The sequence below is a fragment of the Chryseobacterium sp. 1B4 genome, from assembly GCF_036631475.1.
GTDB lineage: Bacteria > Bacteroidota > Bacteroidia > Flavobacteriales > Weeksellaceae > Chryseobacterium.
In genome coordinates this window covers 520,950-546,766 of the sequence record NZ_JAPNUF010000008.1, presented here as the reverse complement: position 1 = coordinate 546,766, position 25,817 = coordinate 520,950, and the positions used below count along the sequence as shown (strand labels likewise).

Sequence of the window (25,817 nt, the reverse complement as noted above, 5' to 3'; positions counted from 1 at the left end):
AGGTAACTCAAATATAGAAAATTTGACAGTACGTTGCTGTTAATAAAATACTAAAATTAAACCCTCTGCACTATTTTACACTTTTTTTATACGATTGTGCTATACTCTTTCAGGCTTCTCAGTGTAATTTGGCATTAACGAAAAAATAAAAACAAACTAATATGAGCACTATTACAGAACCAAGATCTACGACACTTTTACAGCGTCCTCAGTTTAAAAACAGATACGATAACTACATCGATGGAAAGTTTACGCCCCCGTTAAAGGACAGTACTTTGATGTAGTCTCTCCGGTGGACGGGAAAAATTTTACTCAGGTGGCCCATTCTTCCAGAGAAGATTTGGAATTGGCAGTAGATGCGGCTTCAAAAGCATTTCAGACATGGAAGAATACTTCATCTACAGAAAGAAGTATCATCCTGAATAAAATTGCAGACAGGATGGAACAGAACCTGGAATACCTTGCAACAGTAGAAACCATTGATAACGGTAAAGCTGTAAGAGAAACGCTGGCGGCAGACTTACCTCTGGCAATAGACCATTTCAGATATTTCGCTTCTGTGATCCGCGCCGAAGAGGGATCCCATAACGAGCTGGACAAAGATACAGTATCTTTGATTGTTCATGAACCTCTTGGAGTAATCGCACAGATCATCCCATGGAATTTCCCGATACTAATGGCTGTGTGGAAGCTGGCTCCCGCATTGGCAGCAGGAAACTGCGTAGTTTTAAAACCGGCAGAAAGTACCCCTGTTTCCATTATGGTTTTAATGGAACTCATCGGAGATCTTTTACCGTCAGGAGTTGTTAATATTGTCAACGGATTTGGAGCAGAACTTGGAAGGGCCCTGGTGACCAATCCGAAAGTAGCCAAAGCAGCGTTTACCGGATCTACTGCGACAGGACGTCTGGTAATGCAGTACGCAACAGAAAACATCATTCCTGTAACCCTGGAATTGGGAGGAAAATCCCCTAATGTTTTCTTCAATTCAGTAATGGATGCAGATGATGAGTTTTTAGATAAAGCTATAGAGGGAGCTGTTCTTTTCGCCCTTAATCAGGGAGAAATCTGTACGTGTCCTTCAAGGTTACTGGTCCAGGAAGGTATTGCAGATGCCTTTATTGAAAGAGTGATTGAAAGGGTAAAAGCAATCAAAGTAGGAAATCCATTGGACAAAACCGTGATGATGGGTGCACAGGCTTCACAGATTCAGAAAGATAAAATCCTTTCCTATATCCAGCTGGGAAAAGAAGAAGGGGCAGAAGTGCTTGTAGGTGGAGATGTTAATCACCTCGGAGAAGATCTGGAAGACGGATACTATATTCAGCCTACCATCTTCAAAGGAAACAACAGAATGAGAATCTTCCAGGAAGAAATTTTCGGTCCGGTACTGGCATTTACCACTTTCAAAGATGAGGAAGAAGCTGTGAAAATTGCCAATGATACCATCTACGGACTGGGCGCAGGAGTCTGGACAAGAGACGCTCATCAGCTGTATAATATTCCGCGTCAGATTGAAGCAGGAAGAGTATGGGTGAACCAGTATCATTCTTACCCTGCAGGAGCGCCTTTCGGAGGCTATAAACAGTCAGGAATCGGAAGAGAAAATCATAAAATGATGCTCGACCATTACCGCCAAACCAAAAACATGCTGATTTCTTATAACAAGAATAAGTTAGGTTTCTTTTAATATTATTTAGGACGTGCCCGATTGCCCTGGCTTTTCCCGGGGCGAAACGGTCGGGCTATGCAGGGCTGCACTCCGTTTCGGTGCTCCGTTTCATTCCGCACCGGCTCGTTCCTCGCCGCCCTTACTATCCCTCACGCAGGGAACATTAGCCTTTGATATGATATTGACTCTCATAAGAAACCAACTGAAACCGTCAGCTATAGAGATAAAAGCTAATACTAAAAAAATAAACTCAATCCAAAAAATAAAATATGATCCCAAAAACAATGAAAGCGGCGGTAGTGCAAGGCTACGGTCAACCCCTGAAAATAGAAGAAGTACCCGTAAGAGAACCCGGCAGATATGAAGTTTTGGTTAAAGTGATTGCCTGTGGTGTCTGCCATACAGACTTACATGCTGTAGATGGCGACTGGCCTGCAAAACCGAAGATGCCTCTTATCCCGGGACATGAAGGAGTAGGTATTGTAGTGGCATGCGGACCCGAAGCTTTTGTAAAAGAAGGAGATGCGGTAGGAGTTCCGTGGCTGTACAGTGCATGCGGATGCTGTGATTACTGTATCACCGGATGGGAAACCCTTTGTGAAGCGCAGAAAAACGGAGGATACAGTGTAGATGGCGGGTTTGCAGAATACGTTATTGCAGATTCAAGATATGTGGGACATCTGAAACCGGATGCCAACTTTCTGGAAATTGCTCCTATTTTATGCGCTGGAGTAACAGTTTATAAAGGATTAAAAGAAACAGAAACGAAACCCGGCGAATGGGTAGCCATTTCAGGAATCGGTGGACTGGGGCATGTGGCGGTTCAGTATGCAAAGGCAATGGGAATGCATGTTGCTGCCATTGATGTAGCAGATGATAAGCTGGAACTGGCAAAAAAATTAGGCGCAGACCTCGTAGTTAATGCAAAAAACACAGATCCCGGAGAATATTTGCATAAAGAAGTCGGCGGAATGCACGGCGCATTAATTACAGCGGTTTCACCTATTGCTTTCAAGCAGGGAATAGATGTGCTGAGAAGAAAAGGAACCATTGCTCTGAATGGGCTGCCTCCCGGCTCTTTTGAACTTCCGATTTTCGAAACGGTCTTAAAAAGGATCACAGTGAGAGGTTCTATTGTAGGAACCAGGAAAGATTTACAGGAAGCTTTGGATTTTGCCAATGAAGGATTGGTAAAAGCTACCGTTACTCCTGCAAAACTGGAAGATATCAATGATGTATTCGATAAAATGAAAAAAGGGCAGATAGATGGCAGAATCGTTCTGGATATTGCCGGCTCAAATTAAATGATGAGGTGTTGTGGATCCCGGTAAATATTTTACCGGGATTTTTTATACAGTTTCAAGGCTTTTTTGCCTTTATCAAATTAAATAAAAATGAAAACAAAAATATCAAGACTTTCAGCAACCGAGCAGGCGCTTGAAGTAATTCGTACACTTGAAGATCAATACGGACCTCTTATGTTTTATCAGGCAGGAGGATGCTGTGAAGGTACTCAGCCGCAATGTTTTGAAAAAGGAGGGTTCTTTCCCAGAATGAACGATGCAATGATTGGAACTGTCAATGGACATGAGTTCTGGATAGACCGTGATCTTTTTGAATACTGGAAATACTCACATTTTACCCTGGATGTGACAGATGGCTTCGGGCCCGGGGGATTCTCTCTGGAAACTCCGTTAGGAAAAACCTTTAAGGTTCATTACAGACTTTTCACTCCGGACGAATATGAAAACCTGGAGCCCGTAAAGCGTAGTGAATAAGATAAAGATTTAAGACTTTTGAGCAATATAGATAAGCTCTCTTTCAAATTCATATTTGCCTCTTGAAATTCCTCTTTTTAAAATGAAATATTGGGTAATTCCTATTATCAAAGCGACTAATGTAAACATATGGTCCTGCCTGCTTCCTTGTATATTGGAAAAAAGCAGTCCAAAGCAGAAACACAGGATAACGATCCAGTTAAAGATCTGAAATCCTGATGGGAAAAATTCTATAACTACGGATGATTTACCGTTCTTGTCAGAAATAGTTCCGTGAAATACAGGATTACTCCTGTTCATGTCAAATAGTCTTGCTCTTCTTTTGATTGTAAAGCTGTTGCCATCAATCATTCCCCGGTATTCAAACCGTGTGGGAATTGTAGTATCTTTTTCCAGTGATATGAAAGTAGTATCGGTTTTATAAGTGACTTTCATTAATCTCTGTATGAGTTCAGTGCTGTTGATATTGAGATCAACAGTGAGACTGCTATATAAGCCGATGCTTTTGAAAAATGAATTCATGGGTTAATAGAAAATAGTTAAATGCAATCAGACTTTTACAAACCTGCTGACAAACATAGCCGCGACTATATCTCCCACAGCATTCAGTACTGTTGCCAAAGGATCTACGAGAGTTCCAATGATCATCACAGCAGGAATGGCTTCCTGAGGCAGCTTATACACAGATATCATCAGCATTTCCCCGATATATCCACCATTAGGAATTCCGCCCGCTACAATACTCACAAAAACAGTTATTCCCAAAGCTAAAAGCAGGTTGGCAGGGTCAAAGAAATCTCTTCCGATGATCAGGAAAGCCACATAGATCTTAATGATAGATGACATGGAAGAACCGTTTTTATGCAGGGTGGTCCCAATGGGAATTACCAGATTGGCAATAGAATTCGGAATCCCGATTTTTGAAGCGGCCTGTAAATTGGCCGGCATCGTTGCAAAGCTGCTGCAGGTACTGATAGCGGTAAGGGTAGGATAGATCGCATTCGTCCAGAAGCTTTTCACTCCTTTTTGTCCATTTGCCATAAAAGCATAAATAGAGAAGAATACAAGAAAATAAATAACCCCCGCAATATAATATAGTCCCAAAGGTTTACCATAAAATCCAAAAAGCTGCGGCCCCAAAGTGGCTACCTGATAAGCAAAGTAAGCTCCCAAACCTACTGGTGCAAGCTTCATAACGAGAAGAAGAAGCTCTTTCATCACTTCATATCCCGATGCGATAAAAACCCTGAAAGGCTGTCCCTTTTCTCCTGTTTTCCTGGCTGCAAATCCTGTCAGAAAAGCAAATACCAAAAGAGCCAGCATATTTCTTCTTGAAAAAAGCTCTGTGAATTCCCCTACTGTAAAGAAACTTACGATTCTGTTGCCCCATGTATCCTCATTAGCTGCTTCAGAAATAATCTCAGAACTTCCGGAGACCCCTGAAACCGGGAAAAGATAGACCGCACATATTGTGAAAATAGCTGCTGTTAGAATAAAGAATAAGAAAGTAAGCGCCATCACAAGGATGATCTTTCCGAATTTGGATTGCTGCTCCAGGAAGCAATGGAATTGGATACTGCAAAAAATACCAAGGGAACTACACTTACAAAAAGAAGATTAAGAAAGATATCACCTAAAGGCTTTATGTATTGCACAAAGCCGGGAGCAACAATTCCAATGATGCTTCCAACAATGATTCCTAAAAGTAAAAATATGATTCCGGAGTAGTTTTTCAATACATCTTTCATGTAGAGCATTTTATCAAAGATAGGTTTATTTTTAACATTTTGTTATACAATTTTCAAACCTAAATTTCATAAATTTGAGTAAACCTCATTTCTATGGCTTATATAGATTATTATAAAATTTTAGGCGTAGATAAAAACGCAACACAGGATGATATCAAAAAGGCCTACCGGAAACTGGCCAGAAAACATCATCCTGATTTAAATCCCGGCGATAAAGAAGCGGAAAAAAATTCAAAGAGCTGAACGAAGCCAATGAAGTCCTCAGTAATCCCGAAAACCGTGCTAAATATGATAAATACGGGGAACACTGGAAACATGGCGAGGAATATGAAAAAGCCCAGCAGCAACAGCAAAGACAGTATCAGCAGCAAAACTATAATGGAGGATTTTCCGGTGCTGATTTTGGCGAAGGAGAAGATTTCTCAGATTTCTTCCAGAGTATGTTTGGTGGAGCAGGTGGAGGATTTGGCAGAAGTTCAAGAGGAAGGGCCTCCGGAAAATTCAAAGGACAGGATATACAGGCTGAACTGAACTTAAGCTTAAGAGATGCTGCAGTCACCCATCAGCAGACTTTTGATATCAATGGCAAAAAAGTCAGAATCACCATTCCGGCCGGAGTGTATGACGGACAGCAGATCAAACTGAAAGGACATGGAAGCCCCGGCGTAAACGGAGGCCCTGACGGAGATCTGTATATCACCTTCAATATCCCGGCAGATCCGGATTTTGAAAGAATCGGAGATGATCTGAAAACAAAAGTTGTGATTGATTTATACACCGCTGTTTTAGGTGGTGATGTAAAAGTACATACCCTTACAGGAAGTGTAAATCTTAAAGTGAAGCCGGAAACCCAAAACGGAATTACCGTAAGATTGAAAGGAAAAGGTTTTCCTGTCTATAAAAAAGAAGGTGAACACGGAGATCTTTTTGTAACCTATGAAGTGAAACTGCCAACGAACCTTACTGAAAAGCAGAAAGAACTTTTTGAACAATTAAAAAATTCATAAGCTATGAGTGAAAGAATATCACGGGAAGAACTCGTAAAAATATATAATATAGAAGTCACTTTTTTTGATGAACTTGTAGATTATGGACTGTTGAACATTCAGATTGAAAATAATATTCATTATCTGATGTATGAAGACCTTCCTGATCTGGAAAAATTCGCCAACTGGCATTATGATCTTGAAATAAATCTTCCTGGTCTTGAAGTGATTCATCATATGCTGAAAAAACTTGATGCTCTGAACCGCAAAAACAGGGAACTGATGAATAAACTTTCTGCAATAAGTGACCAATATGAAGATATTTAGTGTAGTTTTGTAGCTTTTTAAAGCAAATCCTACCATTATGAATGAAAAGGTCATTACCCTAAAACCGGACAGAAAGATTTTTGAAGCTATTTATTTTAACGGTAATCAGGGAAGCTTGCTTTTTTCACCGACAACGAAAGGAAAAACCATTACCACTATTGCAGCAGCTGTGATCGTATTTATTGTATTTCTTTTAAAAGATCATCTGACTAAAGAAAGTACGGGTATTTTATACTTTTTAAGCTTTATATTATTGCTTTGTGCTGTTTTTCTGTCGGTAAGTGTTAATAAAGTATCAAGATGGAAAAAACAGGTGAATCATTATTTGAATAACCTGGAAAAATGCCAGGTGTATGAAATCCGGTTTGATAAGAACTTTTTTACGGTAAATATCGATGGAGAAAAAGAAACAAGTGAATGGAAAGATTTTGAGTACTTTGACAGCACTCATGAATTTATTTCCCTTGAAGGAAAATACAGTTATATGTTTCCCAGAAAAGCAATGAGCGAAAGAGAATACAGCCTTCTCAAAAATACATTGAACGAGAAAGTAAATATGAATCCATAAAATAAAAACGGAGCAAATAATTTTGCTCCGTTTATTATTTATAAATAGCTTTTAGCCTTTTAGCAATCTTGCTTATTTATTTTCTTCCAGCCATCCCATTTCCTTCATCCACTCATCATTGTAGATTTTTCCTACATATCTTGAACCGTGGTCATGAAGTAAAACTACAATTACATCATCTTTAGTGAACTGATCTTTCATCTGGACCAGTGAAGCAATGGCACTTCCGGCAGAATATCCACAGAAAATACCTTCTTCTTTAGCCAGTTTTCTTGCATAGATAGCGCCGTCTTTGTCTGTTACTTTTTCAAAGTGATCAATAACAGACATATCATAGTTTTCAGGAATAATATCCTCTCCGATTCCTTCTGTAATATAAGTGTAGGCATGATCGTAATGCAGTTCACCCGTTTCATGGAATTCTTTCAGAATAGAACCGTAAGTGTCAACCCCGATTACTTTAATCTCCGGATTTTTTTCTTTGAAGAAAGTTCCGCATCCTGTAATAGTACCTCCTGTTCCGGCTCCCACTACAAAATGTGTAAGTTTCCCTTCAGTCTGTTCCCAGATTTCCGGTGCTGTAGATTCATAATGAGCTGCTCTGTTGGAAAGGTTGTCATATTGGTTGACATACCATCCGTTTTCCGTTTCTTTAGCCAGTCTTTTTGAAACTGAATAATAGGAACGCGGATCAGTAGGTTTTACATCGGTAGGACAAACGATTACTTCAGCACCTACGGCACGAAGAATATCACATTTTTCTTTTGACTGTTTTGAATTGGTTACAAAAATACATTTGTAGCCTTTGATGATTGCTGCCAGAGCCAGTCCCATTCCTGTATTTCCTGAAGTCCCTTCAATAATGGTTCCTCCAGGTTTTAATCTGCCGTCTTTTTCGGCATCTTCTATCATTTTAAGAGCCATTCTGTCCTTTACGGAGTTTCCGGGATTGAAGGTCTCTACTTTCGCCAATACTAATGCCGGGAAATCTTCACCTAACACTTTGTTAAGCTTTACCAGCGGCGTATTACCTATCGTTTCAAGGATATTGTTTGCGTATTTCATAATGTTTTATATGCGGCGCAAAGATAAGGCTTTTAAAATTATCTGCGCTGTGGATAACATGTGGATAAGTTGTGGATAATGCTGAAATCACCTGAAAGACAATGAATAACTTTCAATTATCAATTATCAATTATCAATTATCAATTATCAATTATAATGTTAGTTGTACTTAATCGCCTTCACCGGAGAAATCTTACTGATCAGGTAGCTCGGAATAATCAAAGCCAGTCCTGAGATAATAAGAATTCCGACTGAAATAGAAATAATGGCAATTGGATTAAGGTCTACCGGAACGGTGCTTACATAATAGTTTTCCGGATTAAGCTTAATGATTCCAAAGAATTTCTGGATTAAAATCAGTCCCAATCCGATAGCATTTCCATACAAAAGCCCAGGAATCATAATAATCAGGGTATAATTGATGAAAGTTGCTCTTATCTGTGAATTGCTTGCGCCTAATGTTTTCAGAAGACCAATAGAATTTGTTCTTTCGATAATAAGGATCAGAAGAACCATAATGATATTGATAACCACTACAATCAGCATAATGATGATGATTAAAGCAATATTGGTATCAAAAATACTGATCCAGTCTGTAATCTGCGGGAATTTCTCAGTCGCTTTTTCAGCATAATTTTTGTAACCGATCAGCTTCTCAATGTCGGGAAAATCTTTGTCGATATCATTAACATTCTTCAGGAAGATATCTATACCACCGATTTCATCAGGCTTCATATCCTGAATTTTTCTTGCGTGATTGATACCGCCGATAACAAACTGTTCGTCAATGAGCTTGATATCAGTTCTGTAAATTCCGATCACTCTGAATTTACGGTAAAGCGGTTTTTGATCGGCTTTTAAAAATACGGTAACAATACTGTCATTTACTTTTAGATGAAGATCATTGGCTACTTTCTGTGAAATCGCAACATCATTGTTGAATCCTTTCTCCGTCACTTTTGGAGTAGTACCGGCAATAAGGAATTTTTTGAACCTTAAACTGTCAAAATCTTTTCCGATCCCTTTAAATATGATTCCGGCAAAATTGTGCTCATTACGCATAATTCCGGTTACTGTTACATACTTCTGGATACTTTCTACATCCGGCAGCTCTTTTATTTTTGCAATGTTCAGTCCCTGATTATCGAGAACAGAAGTATTGTAGGAAGAGTTTGACCGGGTAGATCTTACCGTAATGTGTCCGCTGAAATCTGCCAGCCTCTCTTTGATAGCTTTTTTGGACCCAAAACCGGTGGCCACGGTAATTAAGGAAACGATGATTCCTAATGCTACGGAAAGCCTGCCAATGAAGATGATAACCCTTGAAAGGTTATTTTTGTTATCTTTGGAAAATGCTATTTTTCTAGAGAAATATAAAGGAAATTTCAAGCTTATGAATTTAGATTTCAAAATTAAAAATTTACTTCTGATTTGCCTAATTTTTTTAGGAGTATTCAACCAATATTATTCTCAGACTCAAGTTCAACCGGATTTTAAAACCGGTGCGGATCAGCCTGAAATTTATTTGCCATTGCTGAAAAACAAAACAATAGGGATCGTAACCAATCAGACCGGCTTAATGAATGACAGAACTCATCTGGTGGATTTTCTGGTAAAAAAAGGAATTAAAATAAAGTCTATTTTTGCTCCTGAACACGGGTTCAGAGGTGATGCTGATGCGGGGGCAAAAGTGAAAAACGGAGTTGATGTAAAAACAGGCATTCCTATTGTTTCTCTGTATGGCAATAATAAAAAACCAAAGCCGGAGCAACTTGCCGGAATTGATATCGTCGTTTTTGATATACAGGATGTAGGAGTGAGGTTCTATACTTATATTTCCACCTTGTCATACCTGATGGAAGCCGGTGCAGAAAATAATGTTGAGATTATGGTGCTGGATCGTCCCAATCCCCATGACGGATATACTGACGGGCCGGTATTAAGGAAAAATGGTCAAGTTTTGTTGGGCTGCATGAAGTTCCTGTAGTATACGGACTTACCATAGGAGAGTATGGGAAAATGGTCAACGGTGAAAAGTGGCTGAAAAATGGTGTTCAGGCTAAATATACGCTTATCCCGATGAAGAATTATCATAAAAAACAGCGCTATCCGATGCTTGATAAGCCTTCTCCTAATTTACCCAATGATAAAGCCATCAATTTATACCCAAGCCTTTGCTTTTTTGAAGGAACACAAGTTTCTGTAGGAAGGGGGACAGATCTTCCGTTTCAGATTTATGGTTCTCCATGGACGGAGAATCTTCCTTATCAGTTTACACCAAAACCAAGCTATGGTGCTAAAGATCCATTCCTGAACGGGAAATTATGCTATGGTGAAAACCTGTCTAATTATCCTAAAGATTTAAGGGAACTTAATCTTGAATGGGTGATCAAAGCATATAAGAATTACAAAAATCCCCAGCAGGATTTCTTTCTGAAAAACCTATGGTTTGATACCTTATCCGGAACTGATGAATTGAGAAAACAGATCATCGCTGGAAAATCAATTCCGGAAATCAGAAATTCATGAAAAAAGATCTGGAAAATTTCGAAAAGATCAGAACCAGATATGTGGTCTATGAAGATTAATTAATCAAAATTCTGGGGCGGATTTTTATCATTTCTGCCCTTATTTAATATAAACAAGCCAATAGTCAAGCCGATAACACCTGCAAAAGCAGTCATTAATGCCCTTTCTAATTTATCGGGCAGATCATTCCCGATATAATTCATTAAAAAAAGGATCACAAAAGTGATCACTAAAATAATCATATGATTTTTTCCGAATAGCTTCATTGTCTTATTTTAATTTATAAGAGATCATTACGCCTCCTCTGTACGGAATAATTTCACCACTTTTATTAAAGTCTTTTGCAGCATCATAGCGCTTCCCGGTAGTACGGTCATATCCTTTGTAAAATCCCTGTGAAGTTCCAACAGTTCCATAAATATCAAGATTCCATCGTTCGGATAACTGGAACTGATACCCTGCTGTTACCCCCAGCATGATTGATAAACCTCTTTGGTACAGATTAGAATTGATAAGGGTTTCTCCGTTCCAGTTCTCAAAACTTTTATCATTCCAATAACTCCATTTTTGGAGATTATAAGCTGCGGCACCAATATTTACTCCTAAATACCAGTTTTTAAAAGCTTCTTTAAAATAATACCTTCCTTCCACAGAAAGAGAGTAGATCTGTAATTCATGTCCCGCAAAAGATTTCCATGGCGAAATGAAAACATCTCCCTGAAGGGTATATCTGGGACTAATCTGTTTTTCCAGCCCAAGGTTTAAAATACCTATCGGAGCAAATAAAGCATTTCCTTTTATGTATAAACTTTTATCCTGTCCTCCTTGTTCCTGTTCCTGAGCACTGAATGTACTTACTGACAGGAAAGCTAAAATGCCTGCTGCTAATAATTTATATTTCATCCGGTATTATTTTATTTGCTTTAATAATTCGTCTGCCAGCTGAGAATCCTTATTCCCCTGAACGGCCATATTTTTAGACATCTCAGCATAGTTTTTTGCTGTTTCTTTATTTCCGGTAAGGTAATAGAGTTTGGCAAGAATATAAGTGTTTTCGGAAGTTTCTCCCCTCATAACAGATTTTTCTGCCCATTCAGTTGCTTTTTTCAATGAAGATGGTGTTTTCACATGATCTGCAAATATCCAGGCTGCTCTCAGAAGTTCATTCGGATCAAAAGTATCTGAGTTTTTATAATACTCTAAAGCTGCTTTTTCGTACTCAGGAAATTGCTGTTTTGCTCATAATAGCTCAGCTTGGTCTGATTAAGTTTTTTAACAGCAGCTTCTTTTCCGACCAATGGTTCGGCAGCTTTCATGAAATAGTCATCATTGATTTTTTTATTTTTATCATCAATGGACTGCTCTACTATTTTTCCCAATTTTAGCTGGGCATCAAATTCATTGTAAGTTTCTTCAGGAAGGAATTTAATAATCTCTGCTTTCCTGGATGTAAAAACAGGATAATTGACATCTTCAGATGATTTTACGAAATAAAGAAGAAAACCAATCTCGTCCTTTGTGAGTTCTTCTGTTTTCTTTTTATTCTGGAAATATCTTTCCGAAGCTTTTTTGGCGAATTCATAATCTGAGTTGGCATTAAGCTTCATGATATTGATAAGAAATTCAGGGTCTTTTTCACCACCGGCAAAGCGGTCTTTAAGAGATCCTTTTTTATTTCCTGGCGAATTGATATCCTGAGCCATTGCTACAAACAGGCTCTCTTCCATATACCCTGTATTTCTGGAAACCAGCTCACCTTCACCGTTCAGGAAAAGATAAGTAGGATAGGACCGTACTCCGAATTTAGAAGCAATATCCCTGCCTTCTCCTTTTTCCATGTCAAATCTTGCATTAATGAAGTTGGTATTGTAGTAATCACTCACGGACTTTTGGGTGAAGACATTTTTTTCCATCATTTTGCACGGTCCGCACCAGGAAGCATAGGCATCAATAAAAACCAGTTTTTTTCTTTCTTGGCTTTTGCAATGATATCTTTGAACGGCAGTTCCTGAAACTGGATAGATTCCTGAGCAGAGACAGCGATGGCACAAAAAATAGATATCCCGGAGATGATCTTCTTCATTTTCAAATAAGATTTGTAGGCGAAGATAATTAATTTTCAAAATATAGCGGGCCGAATCTGCGGGTTAAACCATGATATTAACTAATTTTAAGACTTACAGATATTTTCTGATATTTCATGCCTTCTTATAAAGTAAACGATACGTATGATATATAAATAATTCACTTTACAGTCCTGGAATCTTTGTTATATCTTTGCAAACGAATAATTTATATGTAGAGGAATCCGTAATTTATAGAATTTGATTATTAATTTTAAGCACGCTTTATCCAAAAAATCCATTTATATTACCGCTTTATCTGCCTGCTTCATTGCAGTGGCAGCATTTGCCGTTTTGAGTCTTCTGATTACCGAAGACAGCCGTAAGAATACCGATGATTTTGCCAAGAAAACATTCTTCCGAAAGTATGAATCTATAGAACATGAATTCAGAAATATTGAAGATTATCAGTATCTCCTTCGTGCATTGATCCGGAAAGACGGATTGAAGAATTATAAAGAGTACTCTTCGGTTTTAAATGACCTGAACAAAAAAGAAATCTGCTCCCTTACAGCTGGTATTATTATGAAAATACCGCTTCCGGAAAAACAGAGAGTAATAATCCTTTATCCGGTATTTTTAAGGGTATAAAGGATAAGGAACAACCCATTGTTCTTAAAAATAATGGTTCAGGACACTTCAAAGATCTTCTGACGACTCAAAAAGACAGTATGTATTGGGTAAGCTATGATTCTTTGGTGCTACCCGATAAAAGCAGATTATATTATGGTTCTACTGTAAGTCTTGACGATCTTCATCAATATTTTATCAATGTTGACAAAAGTTCCAATACATATGCCTACGTTTTTACCAAAGAAGGAATCTGTATCACCCATCCTGAGAAGAAATATATCGGGAAGAATATTTTTGATTTTACAGATATTAAGCCTGACGATACACTGGTGAGTAAAACGGAAACAGGGTACACCAAAGGAACAGCTGTCTCTGAATACCTTGGTGTGGAGGTGACAAGATTCATAAAACCGTTGAAGACCGATAATTTTGACGGATACACAGTCGTGAATCATGTGAATTTTATCATTGATGAAAATATCAGTAAGATAAAAACCTATACTGTTTATATTTTCCTGGCAGCGTTATTCCTTATTGTAACTGTTTTTATTTTATTTCAGAGGGCAACCGGTCTGGCTTATCAGGAAAAAGAGAAAATACAGTCAGAGAAGAATTTACTGTTGATAGAGAATGAGAAAATGCACAAAGCCGAAGTGATCAATCAGCTTCAGCAGCTTAAAAATAATATCAACCCACATTTTCTTTTCAATTCACTGAATTCCCTTTATATGCTGATTGGGATCAATAAGGAAAATGCACAGAAATTTACCATGAATCTTTCCAGGATTTACCGGTATCTGATAGTGCCTCCTAAAGAAAATATTGTTCCGGTTTCGCAGGAAATCAAATTTATACAGCAGTATATGGAGCTTCTGAAAAGCAGGTTTGATGAAGAGATGAAGTTTGAACTGATTATTAATGCTCCTGAAAGTATGGAAAAAAGAATTCCGTATTTATCCCTTCAGATCGCCACAGAAAATGCAACCAAACATAATATAGCAACGATAGACCAGCCTCTGGAAATTATCATTATTGTCGATGAAGACGGGATTACGGTAAAGAACACCTGGCAGCCTAAAGCAGATCCGGTACAGGGTGAGAAGTTTGGAATTGATTATTTGAATCAGATTTACGGGTATTTTAAGAATAATCTTCTTCATATTTCTGTAGATGGTGAATATTTCATATGTTTTTTGCCTTTATTGAAGTGAAAATAAAAATCCATTCACTCCCGAAAAATCACCATTCACTCCCTAATATTATTTATATGATTCATGATACCTATAGCTTTGCGGCTGAAACTAAGATATTTACTATTTGGAATGAATCGGACTATTTTAATGAAGAATTACAGGCTCGCACTGTATCTCGGTCTTGCTATGGCCTCACCAATGGCTGTAGCGCAGAAGAAAGATAAGGATACGGTAAAGGTCAACAAAGAAAAAACGGATAAGACAGAGACCTCTTCCTCAAAGAAAACCAAGAAAATTGAGGACCTGATCAAAAAAGGAACCTATAAAAAGGGGCTTTTTAATACCATTCAGGTAAAAACGGATATTTATTTTGAAATTCCGGACAGCTTAATGGGGCGCCAGTTTTTGGTGGTCAACAAACTTTCTCAGGTACCCATGCAGGTGAATGAAGCCGGTTTGAACAAAGGGATGAATTATGAAAATAAGGTCATTTCCTTTTACCGCGATCCTGTAGCTAAAAAAGTATGGGTGAAAACTGTTGTGCCTAAGGTGTCATCCCCAAAAAATGATGCCATTACAAAATCTGTAAAAGATAATTTTTCAGAATCTGTTATTGAAGTATTTGACATTGAAGCACAGAATAATGACTCTACTGCTGTAGCGATTAAAGTCAATAAAGTTTTTGATGGAAATCAGAAAAGCTTTAACGACGTTTTGGCCAATGTAGGATTGGGAGGTTCTGTGAAATCAAGCCTTTCTTATATAGAAGGAGTGAAGACATTTCCAAAGAACTTGGTAGTGAAGTCTCAATTGTCTACTTCTGTCAATGAAGGCGGGGTAGATCTTCCGGTAACATTGGGCGTTACTACCAATCTGGTACTGCTTTCTAAAATACCGATGAAGCCAAGAGTAGCCGATTCAAGAGTAGGATTTTTCTCCGAAAAACACTGGTCGTTTAATGATAACCAGCAGAAAATGGATGAAAAGTTTTTCATTACCAAATGGAATCTTGAACCCAAAGATGAAGATAAAGAAAAATATTTAAGAGGTGAGCTGGTAGAGCCTAAGAAACCGATTGTTTATTATATCGATCCGGCGACACCAAAACAATGGCGTGAAAAGATCATTGCCGGAGTACATGACTGGCAGGCGGCGTTTGAGCAGGCAGGATTTAAAAATGCAGTGATTGCGAAAATGCCGGATGAAAAAGATGAAGATTTTGATATTGATGATGTAAGATATTCTGTAATTACTTACGCCGCATCGCCAAAGTCAAATGCCATGGGGCCATCAGTAGTAGACCCGAGAAGTGGTGAAATTATTGAAGCAGATATTATCTGGTGGCATAATGTGATGACTTCCCTTCATGACTGGATGAGAATTCAGACAGGACCTATTGATCCTAAAGCAAGAGGAAATAAATTCAGTGATGAACATATGGGAGAAGCCATTCGTTTTGTTTCATCGCATGAGGTGGGTCACACTTTCGGATTGAAGCATAATATGGGAGCATCCTTTGCATTTCCTGTAGAATCGCTTCGTTCCAAAGCGTTTACAGACAAAATGGGTGGTACAGCACCTTCCATTATGGATTATGCCCGTTACAATTACGTAGCTCAGCCGGAAGATGGCGTTACAGCCATCACTCCGAAAATTGGGATTTACGATAAATATGCCATTGAGTGGGGCTACCGTTGGTATCCGGATGAATTCACAGAAAAAAGCGCTGAAAAACCTGATTGAAAAACATGAAGATGATCCTATGTATTTCTACGGTGAGCAGCAAAGCTACCTTGAAACCATTGATCCTCGCTCACAATCTGAAGATTTGGGAGATGATGCCATGAAAGCCAGCGAATACGGGATGAAAAACCTGAAAGTGGTTATCAATAATCTTTTACAATGGACTTATGAAGATGGTAAGGATTATACAGATGCCGGAAAACTGTATCTGGGAGTAATCGGGCAGTGGGATCTGTACACAGGTCACGTAATGGCCAATGTAGGCGGGATTTACCTGAACAATACAGTTTTTGGAAACAAAAAGAAAGCTTACGAAGCGGTTCCTGCAGAAATTCAGAGAAGAGCGGTTGATTATCTTGTTAAAAATGCCATCAATCTTCCGGAATGGTTATTCTTTAATCCGATTACAGAAAAAACGTATCCGGTAAAAGATTCGCCAATGGGACCATTCGAGCAGACACCGTATACCCTTGCAAGAGGAATGCAGTATGCGAATATCTATTCTTTATTTATGGATGACCGGTTGCTTAGGCTGCTTGAAAATGAGTTGAAACATCAGATGTCCGGCTCAAAAGAAGAGATCTATACGGTTGAGAATTTATTTGATCAGGTGAGAACAGCCATTTTCAGTAAAAAAGGAAGCCTTACAATGCTTGAAAAGATGACTCAGAAAAATTATGTGGATGCCTTAATTGTCTCGGTGAACAAATTATTTGAGAAAACGGCAGTGAAAGGATTGAAAACAGAGGATACCCTGAAAATTCCGACCATTTGTAACTTCCATGAAGATGATCACGGTTTGAGGAATATCAATTATTCATCCATGAAAAGAGTATCTGAGGTCACTACGTATAAGCGAGCGGAACTTCAGAAGGTTCTGGAATTACTGAACAGGACAAGATACAGAGGTGATGATGCTTCCAGAGCACATTACACAGATTTAATCATTCGTATACAAGAGGCTTTAAACAAATAAACGGCAATGAAAAAAACTCTAATACTTTTACCTCTTTTGGCTGCTAATATAGCAATGGCCCAGCAAAAGAAAACCATCACCGGAAAAATAGAAGATGGAAATACTTCCCAGACTATCAGCGGTGCATCTATAAAAATCGAGACCCAGTCGGTGTCTACAAAAACAGAACTGGAAGGAATTATCGAAAGTGTGTCAGTGGGTACTGTAACCGATAAGGACGGAAAATTCATACTGGAAATCCCTGCCGATACAAAATCCGTACTGGTAAGTTTTCCAGGCTATGAATCCAGAGTCATTCAGCTTAATGAAGGACAAACGAATTATACTATCAGACTGACTTCTGAGGTTTCAGATAAAAATAAAATCCAGGAAGTAATCATCACCGGTTACCAGAAAATTGAAAAGCGTAAGCAGACTTCAGCGGTTTCTACTGTGAAAATGGACAACATCAGCCAGGCTGGTGTTGCCAGTGTAGACCAGATGCTGGCAGGGCAGATTGCTGGTGTGGCAGTAACTCCCGAAACCGGTGCTCCTGGTAGCCCTGCAAAGATCAGAATCAGGGGAACAGCTTCTCTTTCCGGTCCCCAGGATCCGCTATGGGTAATCGACGGTCTTCCGTTGGAAGGAAATGATGTGCCTAATTTTACGGATAAAGATAATATTGACCAGCTTCAGAATTTCTCTATCGCAGGTTTGAACCCTAATGATATTGAAGATATTACCATCCTTAAAGATGCGGCTGCAACGGCAATTTACGGAGCAAGAGCTGCAAACGGAGTAATTTCCATCACAACAAAAAAAGGAAAAAAGGAAGTTTAAAACTGAATTTCTCTGCAGATACCTTCGTTACAGCACGTCCTGATTTTGATAAACTGAATCTTTTAAATGCTTCTGAAAAAGTAGATCTGGAACTGATGCTTGCCAAACGAGCAGATCTTACTTACCGTGCAGATAAAGGAGAAGTCATGAGAATTCTGACTCAGAATAACCAGCTTGATGCATTCAGGAACGGAGGTTTTGACGCGTTGAATTCATTCACACGCCAGCAAATTAACGGTTTAAGAAACAACAATACAGATTGGGGTAAACTGTTGTATAGAAATGCCATCAACAAACAATACGGATTAAGTGTTTCCGGAGGAAGTGACCGTGCAGATTATTATTTCTCTCTTGGATATTATGATGAAGAAGGAACAACTATCGGTACAGGTTTTAAACGATATAACCTGACCTTAAAAAACAATTACAGATTAAGTGATAAGTTAAATGCAGGAATCTCTATTTTCGGAACACAAAGTGAACGTACATCTTTTGTAACGGATGCTGATGCTTCAATAAACCCGGTTAACTATTCAAGAAATGCCAATCCTTATCTTAAGCCATTCAACGCAGACGGAAGCTACAATTATGATAAAGATATAGACGGTTTTGAGGACTTGTATGTGCCTTTTAACTTTCTGGAGAGAGAGAAAATACAAGCTATACGCTTAAAAATAATTCTTTGAAAGCCATTTTAGATTTAGAATATAAAGCTTCAAAAAGTTTAAGATTTACCTCTCAGTTAGGAATCCAGTATGACGCCAACAAAGCAGAGAAATTTGCAGCAGAAAATACCTATTCCACAAGGAAAATGAGACAGGGTACCCGTTACTACAAAGACGGTAAGTATAATTATTTTCTACCCGCAGGTGCTGTAAAACAAAACTGGGATAATGATTTCTTCCAGTACAACTGGAAATTGCAGGCTGCGTACAGCACAAAGATCAGTTCAAAACATGAAATTGATTTGATGGCCGGTACAGAAATCCGTAAAACAGAAGATAATACAACGGTCACCAGGGCTTTCGGATATGATCCGAAGACCAGAAGAGGTACACCAATTGTTTTCCCGAATTCAGATTTTGCATCAGATAAAAAATATGAAACTTATCGTGAAAACCCACCAATAGAGAATGCTTATGCTTCCATGTTTGCTACGGCATCTTATACTTATGATCAGAAGTATACATTCTTCGGAAGTGTAAGATATGACGGAACCAATCTTTTTGGTGTGAATAAAAAGTATAAATATCTTCCGATCTGGGCAGTTTCAGGATCATGGCTGGTAACGAAGGAAGATTTCATGAAAAATATCTCTGCCATATCTAACCTTAGGCTGAGAGCATCTTATGGTCTTCAGGGAAATATAGACAGAAACACATCACCGTTTTTTATCGGAGAATATAATGATGCAACAATTCTTCCAGGTGTAAAAGAAGATATTATTACTGTAATAAGCCCACCGAATGATAAACTGAGATGGGAAAAAACAACCAATACCAACGTTGGTTTTGATTTAGGATTGTTCAATAACCGTATTAGTCTTACTGCCGATGTTTACAGCAGAAAAGGGACAGATATGATCAGCATGAAAGAAACCCCTCTGGAAACAGGGTTCGAATATACCATGATGAACTGGGGAAGTTTGACCAACAAAGGTTTTGAACTGGCATTATCAACCAGAAACATCAACCATGATAACTTCAAATGGACTACTACCATCAACTTTGCTCACAATAAAAGCAGGGTGTTAAGCGAGCAGCCTCGTGACAACGCTTTCCTTCCTTCAAGAGAGGGGCTTCCGGTAAATGCTGTTTTTGCTTTGAAAACCGCAGGAATGGATCAGTACGGAAATCCGCTATTCTGGAAAGGAGACCAAAAGATTTCAGCTGCTGAGTTCTTTAAATTATATGATGTGTATGCAGATTTCCTTCCGGGGCAGCTCGTAGATACGAAACTTTCAAATGCTGAGTTGAGAAGCCTGTTTACCTATGTGGGAGACAGAGATCCGAAATTTACCGGAGGGATTATCAACACCTTTAAAGTAAATAACTTTGATCTTACAATTTCTGCGACATTCAACCTGAAGCAGACCGTAATGAGATCACCTTCTTACAGAGGTATGGATCTGGATAGAGGAAGAAACTATACAAGGGATATTTACGAGGCAGGAGGCGCACTTCCGGGAATTACAAGCCCTGATATGGAGGCTAATCCGTACGGATGGATGGCGAATAAATGGTTTGCCGGAAACAGTTCCAATGCATACAGTTTATTGGATGTGTGGGCAAAAGAGATCAGTTATATCAGAATCAGCAGTATCCGTTTAGGATATACACTGCCTAAAGAATTTACAAATCCTATGGGAATTTCCAGCCTGAGACTGAGTGTTGAAGGACGTAACCTGTTTGTATTCAGTAACGGATACAAAGGATATTTTGATCCGGAAACATATGGTAATATTTATGCACAACCTATCACCAAGTCGGTAACCGTAGGATTTAATGTTTCTTTTTAAAACTTGAGAAAAATGAGAAAAATTACAACAATCATAGCATTTGCTGCAATTAGCTTTGTCAATATAGGATGTGACAGGTTTTTAGATATTCAGCCAGAAGGAAAAGTAATTCCTGTTACTGCCGAAGATTATCGACAGGTACTTACATCAGCCTATTCAAAATACCCCGTTCACAAGTCTCTGGTAGCACTTCGTACCGATGAGGTAAATATTGATGACAATGGAGTAGATTTTGTTTCTTATCGTGAAATGGCAATGTGGAAGGATTCGAATAATGATCCTACATCTACGGAATTTCCATGGCTGAGGTTTTATTCTGTAAACTTCTACCTGAACCAGATTATCAATGAAGGAAGCAAAACCATGCAGGATTCTCCGGAGAAGAATCAGATTTTAGCAGAAGCTTATGCCCTTCGTGCTTACCTGTATTTTGATATGGTGAATTTATACGGAAAACCATACAACAGTGCTACGGCTTCTACAGACAAAGGAGTTCCCATCAACCTTGAAATTGACCTTGAGGCGGTATTGAAACCATCGTCAGTACAGGAAGTGTACAATCAGATTCATGCAGATATGAAAAAAGCAGAAGATCTGATGGTAGAGCAGAAACAGGTGCTGGGAGTCAATTACAGGTTCTCAAAAACAGCATTGCTGGCTTTTGAAGCCAGAACAGCTCTTTACGAAGGAGATTGGAACAAAGCATTGAATTACGCCGATCAGGTGCTGGCGGTAAAAGGAGACTTAGTGAACTTAAATACCGTAAATACTCCGCCCAACCATTATGCTTCCCCGGAATCTATTATGGCTTTGGACAATACATGGGACAATTCTATAAAGAATTTGTCTTTTGCATCTCCAGAACTGATTTCTTCATACAATAATGCTGCAGATAAAAGGTTTGGCATATACTTTGAAAAAAATGGGAATAAGTATAAGGTAATTAAAGGAGGGAGCTTAGAATTCAAAGTGTCTTTCAGAACAGCAGAACAGTACTTTATAAAATCTGAAGCATTATTAAAATTGAATAAACTTAATGAGGCAAAAGAAACAGTTCTTAAAGTAGTAAAAAACAGATACACTCCGGAAGGATTTACTTCAGTACAGAATGCGGTGAACTCAATGGATTCTACAGCATTTATGAAGTTTATCCTGGATGAGAGATTCAGAGAATTTGCTCTTGAAGGGCAAAGATGGTTTGATTTAAGAAGAGCCAATCAGAAAAAATAAGCCACACCATCAGTGGCAAAGAATATATTCTTCAGCAGAATGATCCGCGATATACCATCGAATATCCAATGAGCGCGAAGAAGAATAATCCTAATCTATAGAACTTCATATCAAATTCAATACAGAGGAAACCGCTTGAACTTAATTGTTTCAGCGGTTTTTTGTACTTTTGCACCGTTATGAAAATTGCCATTATAGAAGATGAACTGCTGGCTGTTAATTATCTGAAAAACCTTTTGGATATACAGAGCATAGTCCCTGTTACAGAGACTGTTATTCTTCGTTCCAAAAAGCAGGCAATTGATTTTTTTGAGAAAGATTCAGCAGATCTTATCTTTATGGATATCCATCTTGGTGACGGAATGAGCCTTGAAATTTTCGAACAGGTGGAACTTTTTACCCCGGTTGTTTTCATTACCGCATTTGATGAATATGCCATGAGGGTCTTCAGGCATTTTACGATTGACTACCTTCTCAAGCCTTTTGAAGAAGAAGACCTGCATAAAGCTTTACAGAAATTTATATCCATAAGAAACAATTTTGATCCTGAACCGGTCCTTAAATCTATGTCCTCATTACGCCAGACAGAAGGTGGGGTGATGAAACGTTTTATGGTGAGAGAAGGGAACAAGCTTAAATCAATAGACGAACATAACACAGCTTATTTTTTTGCCTCAGGGAAATACCTTTTCCTGACTACAAAAGATCATCAGACTTATATTTATGATGATACCATTAAAGATATTATCCAGAAGCTGAATCCGGAAATTTTCTTTAAAATTAACCGGAAATTTATTGTTAATAAAAATGCAGTTACGGAAATCATCAAGCATTCAAGCCAGAAGGTAGAATTGAAACTTTCTCCCGAACCTGAAGTGAGCACAGACGTTTTTATCAGTAAACCCCAGATTGCTGAATGTCTTGGCTGGCTGAACAGCTGATTGTAGTCATTTAACTTAAAATATTAACTTTTTGGATTAATTATTACTTTTAATCAATATTCAGTTGAAAAGTATATACAAAAAAACCTCTAAAATAAATTAGAGGTTTTGAAGTGGTTTCTCCAGGAATCGAACTAGGGACACATGGATTTTCAATCCATTGCTCTACCAACTGAGCTAAGAAACCATTTATGTTTTTGTTTATTACTTCGTTGTTTTAAAGTGATGCAAAAGTATAACATTTTATGATACCGCGCAAATATTTTGTTTATTTTTTTGAAGAAATATCCTGATGCAACTTGTTTTTGATTTCAATGTGCTGTTCATCAGTGTTTTGATAGATTCTTATTTTTTCGTTTTTTCCTACACTTTACTTTTTCAGATGGGAATAATTTCCCGCTGTATTTTAAACAGGGAACAAAATAAGTTGATTTTCAATAGAGAGAACTGGCAAACAACTGATTTATAATACCTAATAATCCTAACAAGTGTTAGTCGTACTATTACTACAGTTTTTGAAATTTAATAATAAATATCACTTGCTTTTTGTAAATACGTCTATATTTGGTGATATATAAAACGAACAATCACAATATATTAACCATTAAAATTTACTATCATGGCAGAAAGAAATTCAAGAGGAATTTTAAAATTCAACAACGGTGAAGGACAAAAGCTGTTAAAACTTAACTATAGCGTATCAAGATCTACAGACGTATCAGGGCGTGTAGCATCAGATCCTTCCAATGCACTTATCAAAATCACGGTAGAAGCTACTGAAAAATCAGACATCCTTGAAAGCTTACTGAACGGTAAATACAAACCTACCGTAGGAGAAATCACTTTCAACAAATCTCATGAAGAGGGAACTTTAACAACATTAAAGTGGAACAACGGTTATGTTATCCAGCACGAAGTAGACTTTGATGCGGTAGATGACAACAGTATGTATATCAGCTTTGTGGTAAGTGCAGAACAGATAGATCTTGGAAATTCTTCTTATTTCGGAGCGTGGCCTTCCTAAAAATATTCAGAATTTAAATATCAGGGCAGAATAGTACACCCGTTTCAGGGGATACTGTTCTGCCTTTTCTAACCTTATAGAACTCTTGGTTATTAGATAAAGTTCTGAAAAACACCTAATCACTATGAATAAAAATATCTCGAATTCCGATAAGATTTCTGAGAATCATATTCCCGGAATCAACCGTGTGGTGAAGCTGGATATTGTGATTGAAGGGAAAATTATCAAACACTTCAAACATTTCCGTCTGCAGCAAAGTGCAAGGCGGCATCACAATTTTGAACTCATCCTGGCTCACGATTCTCTTGGAGAAGCCCAGAACCATACACTGGAACAGGCACGCCAGTTTCTTGGAAAAAGAATTACCATTGTTTTCAAATACAAAGATTATGAAAGTGAAAGCCCGGAAAGAACTTTTGTAGGAGTTATTACTAAAGCCGCTTTCAGCCAGGAAAAAATGAGTCTGGGAAATATTGTACTGAGAGGGCAAAGCCCAACCATTCTCATGGACGCTGCTCCCCATACTCAGAGTTTTGGAGGAGATCAGGCTGTTAATACAGGAATTATTGCCAACAAAATACTTAAAGAAGCACTGGGATCGGAGAAATTCGATTTCAGAGTAGATACCCAGAATAAAAGCTATATCAATTACAGCTCACAATATAATGAAACCCATTACAATTATCTTGCAAGAACAGCAGAAGCATATGGAGAACAATTTTATTACGATGGTGAAGTTCTTCATTTCGGAAAGCTTCCGCCTTCTGAGAAACCGATCAGGCTTGTATATGGGAGCAATGCAACGGATGTTCAGGTAGAACTGAATGCTGTACATACCCATCCTGAGTTTTTGGATATAACAGCAGCAGCCATACAAAAATGCTGGGTTCTGAAAATAATATCAGACACTTAGGGGAAATTCCGTCCAAGGCTTATGAACTGAGCAGTACGATCTTTAAAACCCGTTCACTTTCTCCGGCACCTATCAATGCCAATATGTTTGTGGATGTAAGTGATTCCCAGAAAAGTGCTGCAGGAAGTGCTGCCGTAGAAGTATTTACGGTTTCAGGAAATACAACTGTTCCATTTTTGTACCCGGGATGTCTTGCCGATATGGAAATGCGTAAGCCCGATACCAGCCAGACGTCTTACTTTACAAAACTTACGGTTACCGAAGTCTTGCATGAAGTTAATGCAAGAGGGTACTACAGCGGAAGCTTTGAAGCTATTGCTGACGGAACAGGTTTTATGCCCAAACCGGATTTTATACAGCCTAAAGCCGAACCACAGGTTGCTACCGTTATTTCCAATACTGATCCCCTTAATCAGGGGAGAATACAGGTAAGATTTGACTGGCAGCAACATCCTGATACCACTCATTTTATCAGAATGATGAGCCCCGATGCAGGAGGAACAGATGTTATTACACAGAACAGAGGTTTTGTGGCGGTTCCTGAAGTGGGGGACCAGGTAATGGTTGGGTTTGAATATCATCATCCTGATTTTCCGTTTGCCATGGGAGGTATGTTCCATGGGCAGGTGGCACTGGGAGGAAGTATCAACAACCATCTTAAATCTATCCAGACAAGAAGTGGAAATAAGGTGATCTTTAACGATCAGGAAGGAAGTATTTTCATTGAAGACCCTAGCGGAAATACTTATCTCATGGACGGAAAAGGAAATATTGTTGTCAATGCTCCCAAAAACATCACCTTCACTGCCGGAGAAAATGTACAGATCAATGCAGGTAAAAATATCATTGCTTCTGCTCAGAGAAATGTCAATATTATGGCCGGAGAAGATATCACAGAAACAGCCAATGATGACTACAGTCTAACGGCAAGTAATATCATCGAAACGGCAGAAGCGGGAAGAAAATCTACAGCCAAAAATATTACGGAAAATATGGAATCCGGCTCTTACATCAGTACAAAAGATGCGATTAATGTAGAAAGTGCCAGGGAAGTGCTTATCAATAGTGGTAAACAGGTAAAAATGCAGTAA

The 25,817-nt window shown here is 38.4% G+C and carries 18 protein-coding genes, 1 tRNA gene and 7 pseudogenes; 16 read left to right on the top strand and 10 right to left on the bottom strand.

Translation table 11 applies throughout. The annotated features are described in order from the left end of the window. The first annotated feature begins 161 nt into the window (after window positions 1–161). The 3 genes and pseudogenes from OWR28_RS18935 (at window position 162) to OWR28_RS18925 (ending at window position 3,450) form a co-directional block, all read left to right on the top strand. A pseudogene (locus tag OWR28_RS18935) lies at window positions 162–1,690 on the top strand (aldehyde dehydrogenase family protein). A gap of 251 nt (window positions 1,691–1,941) precedes the next feature. Next, window positions 1,942–2,976: an alcohol dehydrogenase AdhP gene (gene adhP / locus OWR28_RS18930; RefSeq protein ID WP_332388022.1), complete on the top strand. Its 1,035-nt coding sequence runs from the start codon at window positions 1,942–1,944 to the stop codon at window positions 2,974–2,976. 90 nt (window positions 2,977–3,066) lie between these two features. After that, a complete protein-coding gene (locus tag OWR28_RS18925) occupies window positions 3,067–3,450 on the top strand; it encodes a DUF779 domain-containing protein (protein WP_332388021.1) in 384 nt (127 codons plus the stop codon). A gap of 9 nt (window positions 3,451–3,459) precedes the next feature. Here OWR28_RS18925 and OWR28_RS18920 read toward each other — a convergent pair whose 3' ends face one another. Next, a complete protein-coding gene (locus OWR28_RS18920; protein WP_332388020.1) occupies window positions 3,460–3,972 on the bottom strand; it encodes a hypothetical protein in 513 nt (170 codons plus the stop codon). A gap of 27 nt (window positions 3,973–3,999) precedes the next feature. Continuing rightward, window positions 4,000–5,198: pseudogene (locus OWR28_RS18915) on the bottom strand (dicarboxylate/amino acid:cation symporter). Between the two features lie 93 nt (window positions 5,199–5,291). Between OWR28_RS18915 and OWR28_RS18910 the strand changes: the two are divergent. The 3 genes and pseudogenes from OWR28_RS18910 to OWR28_RS18900 all read left to right on the top strand — a co-directional run bounded on the left by OWR28_RS18910 (window position 5,292) and on the right by OWR28_RS18900 (window position 7,079). Continuing rightward, a pseudogene (locus OWR28_RS18910) lies at window positions 5,292–6,205 on the top strand (DnaJ C-terminal domain-containing protein). A 3-nt stretch (window positions 6,206–6,208) separates the two neighbouring features. Next, on the top strand, window positions 6,209–6,511 hold the full coding sequence (locus tag OWR28_RS18905) for a chaperone modulator CbpM (RefSeq protein WP_332388019.1): 303 nt from the start codon (window positions 6,209–6,211) through the stop codon (window positions 6,509–6,511). Between the two features lie 37 nt (window positions 6,512–6,548). Next, complete coding sequence (locus OWR28_RS18900) at window positions 6,549–7,079, top strand: hypothetical protein (protein ID WP_332388018.1); 531 nt, start codon at window positions 6,549–6,551, stop codon at window positions 7,077–7,079. Between the two features lie 72 nt (window positions 7,080–7,151). On the opposite strand, the gene OWR28_RS18895 is transcribed toward OWR28_RS18900, so the two are convergent. Both OWR28_RS18895 and OWR28_RS18890 read right to left on the bottom strand, forming a co-directional pair. Further along, complete coding sequence (locus OWR28_RS18895; protein ID WP_332388017.1) at window positions 7,152–8,144, bottom strand: PLP-dependent cysteine synthase family protein; 993 nt, start codon at window positions 8,142–8,144, stop codon at window positions 7,152–7,154. A gap of 159 nt (window positions 8,145–8,303) precedes the next feature. After that, entirely contained in the window at window positions 8,304–9,533 is a 1,230-nt protein-coding gene (locus OWR28_RS18890) for an ABC transporter permease (RefSeq protein WP_002977515.1), read from the bottom strand. On the opposite strand from OWR28_RS18890, the pseudogene OWR28_RS27140 reads away from it, so the two are divergent. Next, window positions 9,421–10,232: pseudogene (locus OWR28_RS27140) on the top strand (exo-beta-N-acetylmuramidase NamZ family protein); the annotation flags it as partial. The gene OWR28_RS18890 and the pseudogene OWR28_RS27140 overlap by 113 nt on opposite strands. Beyond that, entirely contained in the window at window positions 10,224–10,673 is a 450-nt protein-coding gene (locus OWR28_RS27135; RefSeq protein WP_494168488.1) for a DUF1343 domain-containing protein, read from the top strand. The pseudogene OWR28_RS27140 and the gene OWR28_RS27135, both read left to right, overlap by 9 nt. 59 nt (window positions 10,674–10,732) lie before the next feature. Here the strand turns inward: OWR28_RS27135 and OWR28_RS18880 are convergent, their stop codons facing one another. The 5 genes from OWR28_RS18880 to OWR28_RS18860 all read right to left on the bottom strand — a co-directional run bounded on the left by OWR28_RS18880 (window position 10,733) and on the right by OWR28_RS18860 (window position 12,756). Beyond that, the gene (locus OWR28_RS18880) at window positions 10,733–10,939 is read right to left on the bottom strand and encodes a hypothetical protein (RefSeq protein WP_332388016.1); all 207 of its coding nucleotides are present in this window, start codon (window positions 10,937–10,939) and stop codon (window positions 10,733–10,735) included. Window positions 10,940–10,943: 4 nt separating this feature from the next. After that, window positions 10,944–11,576: a DUF3575 domain-containing protein gene (locus tag OWR28_RS18875; protein WP_332388015.1), complete on the bottom strand. Its 633-nt coding sequence runs from the start codon at window positions 11,574–11,576 to the stop codon at window positions 10,944–10,946. A 6-nt stretch (window positions 11,577–11,582) separates the two neighbouring features. Further along, on the bottom strand, window positions 11,583–11,783 hold the full coding sequence (locus tag OWR28_RS18870) for a hypothetical protein (RefSeq protein WP_332388014.1): 201 nt from the start codon (window positions 11,781–11,783) through the stop codon (window positions 11,583–11,585). Between the two features lie 89 nt (window positions 11,784–11,872). Next, entirely contained in the window at window positions 11,873–12,625 is a 753-nt protein-coding gene (locus OWR28_RS18865; RefSeq protein ID WP_332388068.1) for a thioredoxin fold domain-containing protein, read from the bottom strand. Continuing rightward, window positions 12,586–12,756, bottom strand: coding sequence for a hypothetical protein (locus OWR28_RS18860; RefSeq protein WP_332388071.1), 171 nt, complete (start codon window positions 12,754–12,756; stop codon window positions 12,586–12,588). Before OWR28_RS18860 ends, OWR28_RS18865 begins: the two co-directional genes overlap by 40 nt. A 241-nt stretch (window positions 12,757–12,997) precedes the next feature. Here OWR28_RS18860 and OWR28_RS18855 point away from each other — a divergent pair, with 241 nt between their 5' ends. The 6 genes and pseudogenes from OWR28_RS18855 to OWR28_RS18830 all read left to right on the top strand — a co-directional run bounded on the left by OWR28_RS18855 (window position 12,998) and on the right by OWR28_RS18830 (window position 22,789). Next, a complete protein-coding gene (locus OWR28_RS18855; RefSeq protein WP_332388012.1) occupies window positions 12,998–13,387 on the top strand; it encodes a hypothetical protein in 390 nt (129 codons plus the stop codon). Window positions 13,388–13,467: 80 nt separating this feature from the next. Next, on the top strand, window positions 13,468–14,580 hold the full coding sequence (locus OWR28_RS18850; protein WP_332388011.1) for a histidine kinase: 1,113 nt from the start codon (window positions 13,468–13,470) through the stop codon (window positions 14,578–14,580). A 129-nt stretch (window positions 14,581–14,709) separates the two neighbouring features. Next, window positions 14,710–17,281, top strand: a pseudogene (locus OWR28_RS18845) (zinc-dependent metalloprotease). 6 nt (window positions 17,282–17,287) lie between these two features. Beyond that, a pseudogene (locus OWR28_RS18840) lies at window positions 17,288–20,618 on the top strand (SusC/RagA family TonB-linked outer membrane protein). 12 nt (window positions 20,619–20,630) lie between these two features. Continuing rightward, the gene (locus OWR28_RS18835) at window positions 20,631–21,848 is read left to right on the top strand and encodes a RagB/SusD family nutrient uptake outer membrane protein (RefSeq protein WP_332388010.1); all 1,218 of its coding nucleotides are present in this window, start codon (window positions 20,631–20,633) and stop codon (window positions 21,846–21,848) included. Between the two features lie 179 nt (window positions 21,849–22,027). Next, window positions 22,028–22,789 (top strand): LytTR family DNA-binding domain-containing protein, encoded by a 762-nt coding sequence (locus tag OWR28_RS18830; protein WP_332388008.1) that lies wholly within the window; start codon window positions 22,028–22,030, stop codon window positions 22,787–22,789. 114 nt (window positions 22,790–22,903) lie between these two features. Here OWR28_RS18830 and OWR28_RS18825 read toward each other — a convergent pair. After that, window positions 22,904–22,976: transfer RNA gene (locus OWR28_RS18825), tRNA-Phe, on the bottom strand. A gap of 432 nt (window positions 22,977–23,408) precedes the next feature. Between OWR28_RS18825 and tssD the strand changes: the two genes are divergently transcribed. After that, window positions 23,409–23,813, top strand: a complete 405-nt coding sequence (gene tssD, locus OWR28_RS18820) for a type VI secretion system tube protein TssD (RefSeq protein ID WP_047421063.1) — start codon at window positions 23,409–23,411, stop codon at window positions 23,811–23,813. Between the two features lie 124 nt (window positions 23,814–23,937). Continuing rightward, window positions 23,938–25,817, top strand: a pseudogene (locus tag OWR28_RS27130) (type VI secretion system Vgr family protein).

What these genes read in the sequence shown, in the direction of transcription:
- OWR28_RS18900 (WP_332388018.1), top strand. Translation starts at nt 6,549, where the DNA reads ATGAATGAAAAGGTCATTACCCTAAAACCGGACAGAAAGATTTTTGAA.
- OWR28_RS18920 (WP_332388020.1), bottom strand. Translation starts at nt 3,972, where the DNA reads ATGAATTCATTTTTCAAAAGCATCGGCTTATATAGCAGTCTCACTGTT.
- OWR28_RS18850 (WP_332388011.1), top strand. Translation starts at nt 13,468, where the DNA reads ATGTATTGGGTAAGCTATGATTCTTTGGTGCTACCCGATAAAAGCAGA.
- OWR28_RS27135 (WP_494168488.1), top strand. Translation starts at nt 10,224, where the DNA reads ATGAAGAATTATCATAAAAAACAGCGCTATCCGATGCTTGATAAGCCT.
- adhP (WP_332388022.1), top strand. Translation starts at nt 1,942, where the DNA reads ATGATCCCAAAAACAATGAAAGCGGCGGTAGTGCAAGGCTACGGTCAA.
- OWR28_RS18830 (WP_332388008.1), top strand. Translation starts at nt 22,028, where the DNA reads ATGAAAATTGCCATTATAGAAGATGAACTGCTGGCTGTTAATTATCTG.
- OWR28_RS18905 (WP_332388019.1), top strand. Translation starts at nt 6,209, where the DNA reads ATGAGTGAAAGAATATCACGGGAAGAACTCGTAAAAATATATAATATA.
- OWR28_RS18860 (WP_332388071.1), bottom strand. Translation starts at nt 12,756, where the DNA reads ATGAAGAAGATCATCTCCGGGATATCTATTTTTTGTGCCATCGCTGTC.
- OWR28_RS18875 (WP_332388015.1), bottom strand. Translation starts at nt 11,576, where the DNA reads ATGAAATATAAATTATTAGCAGCAGGCATTTTAGCTTTCCTGTCAGTA.
- tssD (WP_047421063.1), top strand. Translation starts at nt 23,409, where the DNA reads ATGGCAGAAAGAAATTCAAGAGGAATTTTAAAATTCAACAACGGTGAA.
- OWR28_RS18895 (WP_332388017.1), bottom strand. Translation starts at nt 8,144, where the DNA reads ATGAAATACGCAAACAATATCCTTGAAACGATAGGTAATACGCCGCTG.
- OWR28_RS18880 (WP_332388016.1), bottom strand. Translation starts at nt 10,939, where the DNA reads ATGAAGCTATTCGGAAAAAATCATATGATTATTTTAGTGATCACTTTT.
- OWR28_RS18925 (WP_332388021.1), top strand. Translation starts at nt 3,067, where the DNA reads ATGAAAACAAAAATATCAAGACTTTCAGCAACCGAGCAGGCGCTTGAA.
- OWR28_RS18835 (WP_332388010.1), top strand. Translation starts at nt 20,631, where the DNA reads ATGAGAAAAATTACAACAATCATAGCATTTGCTGCAATTAGCTTTGTC.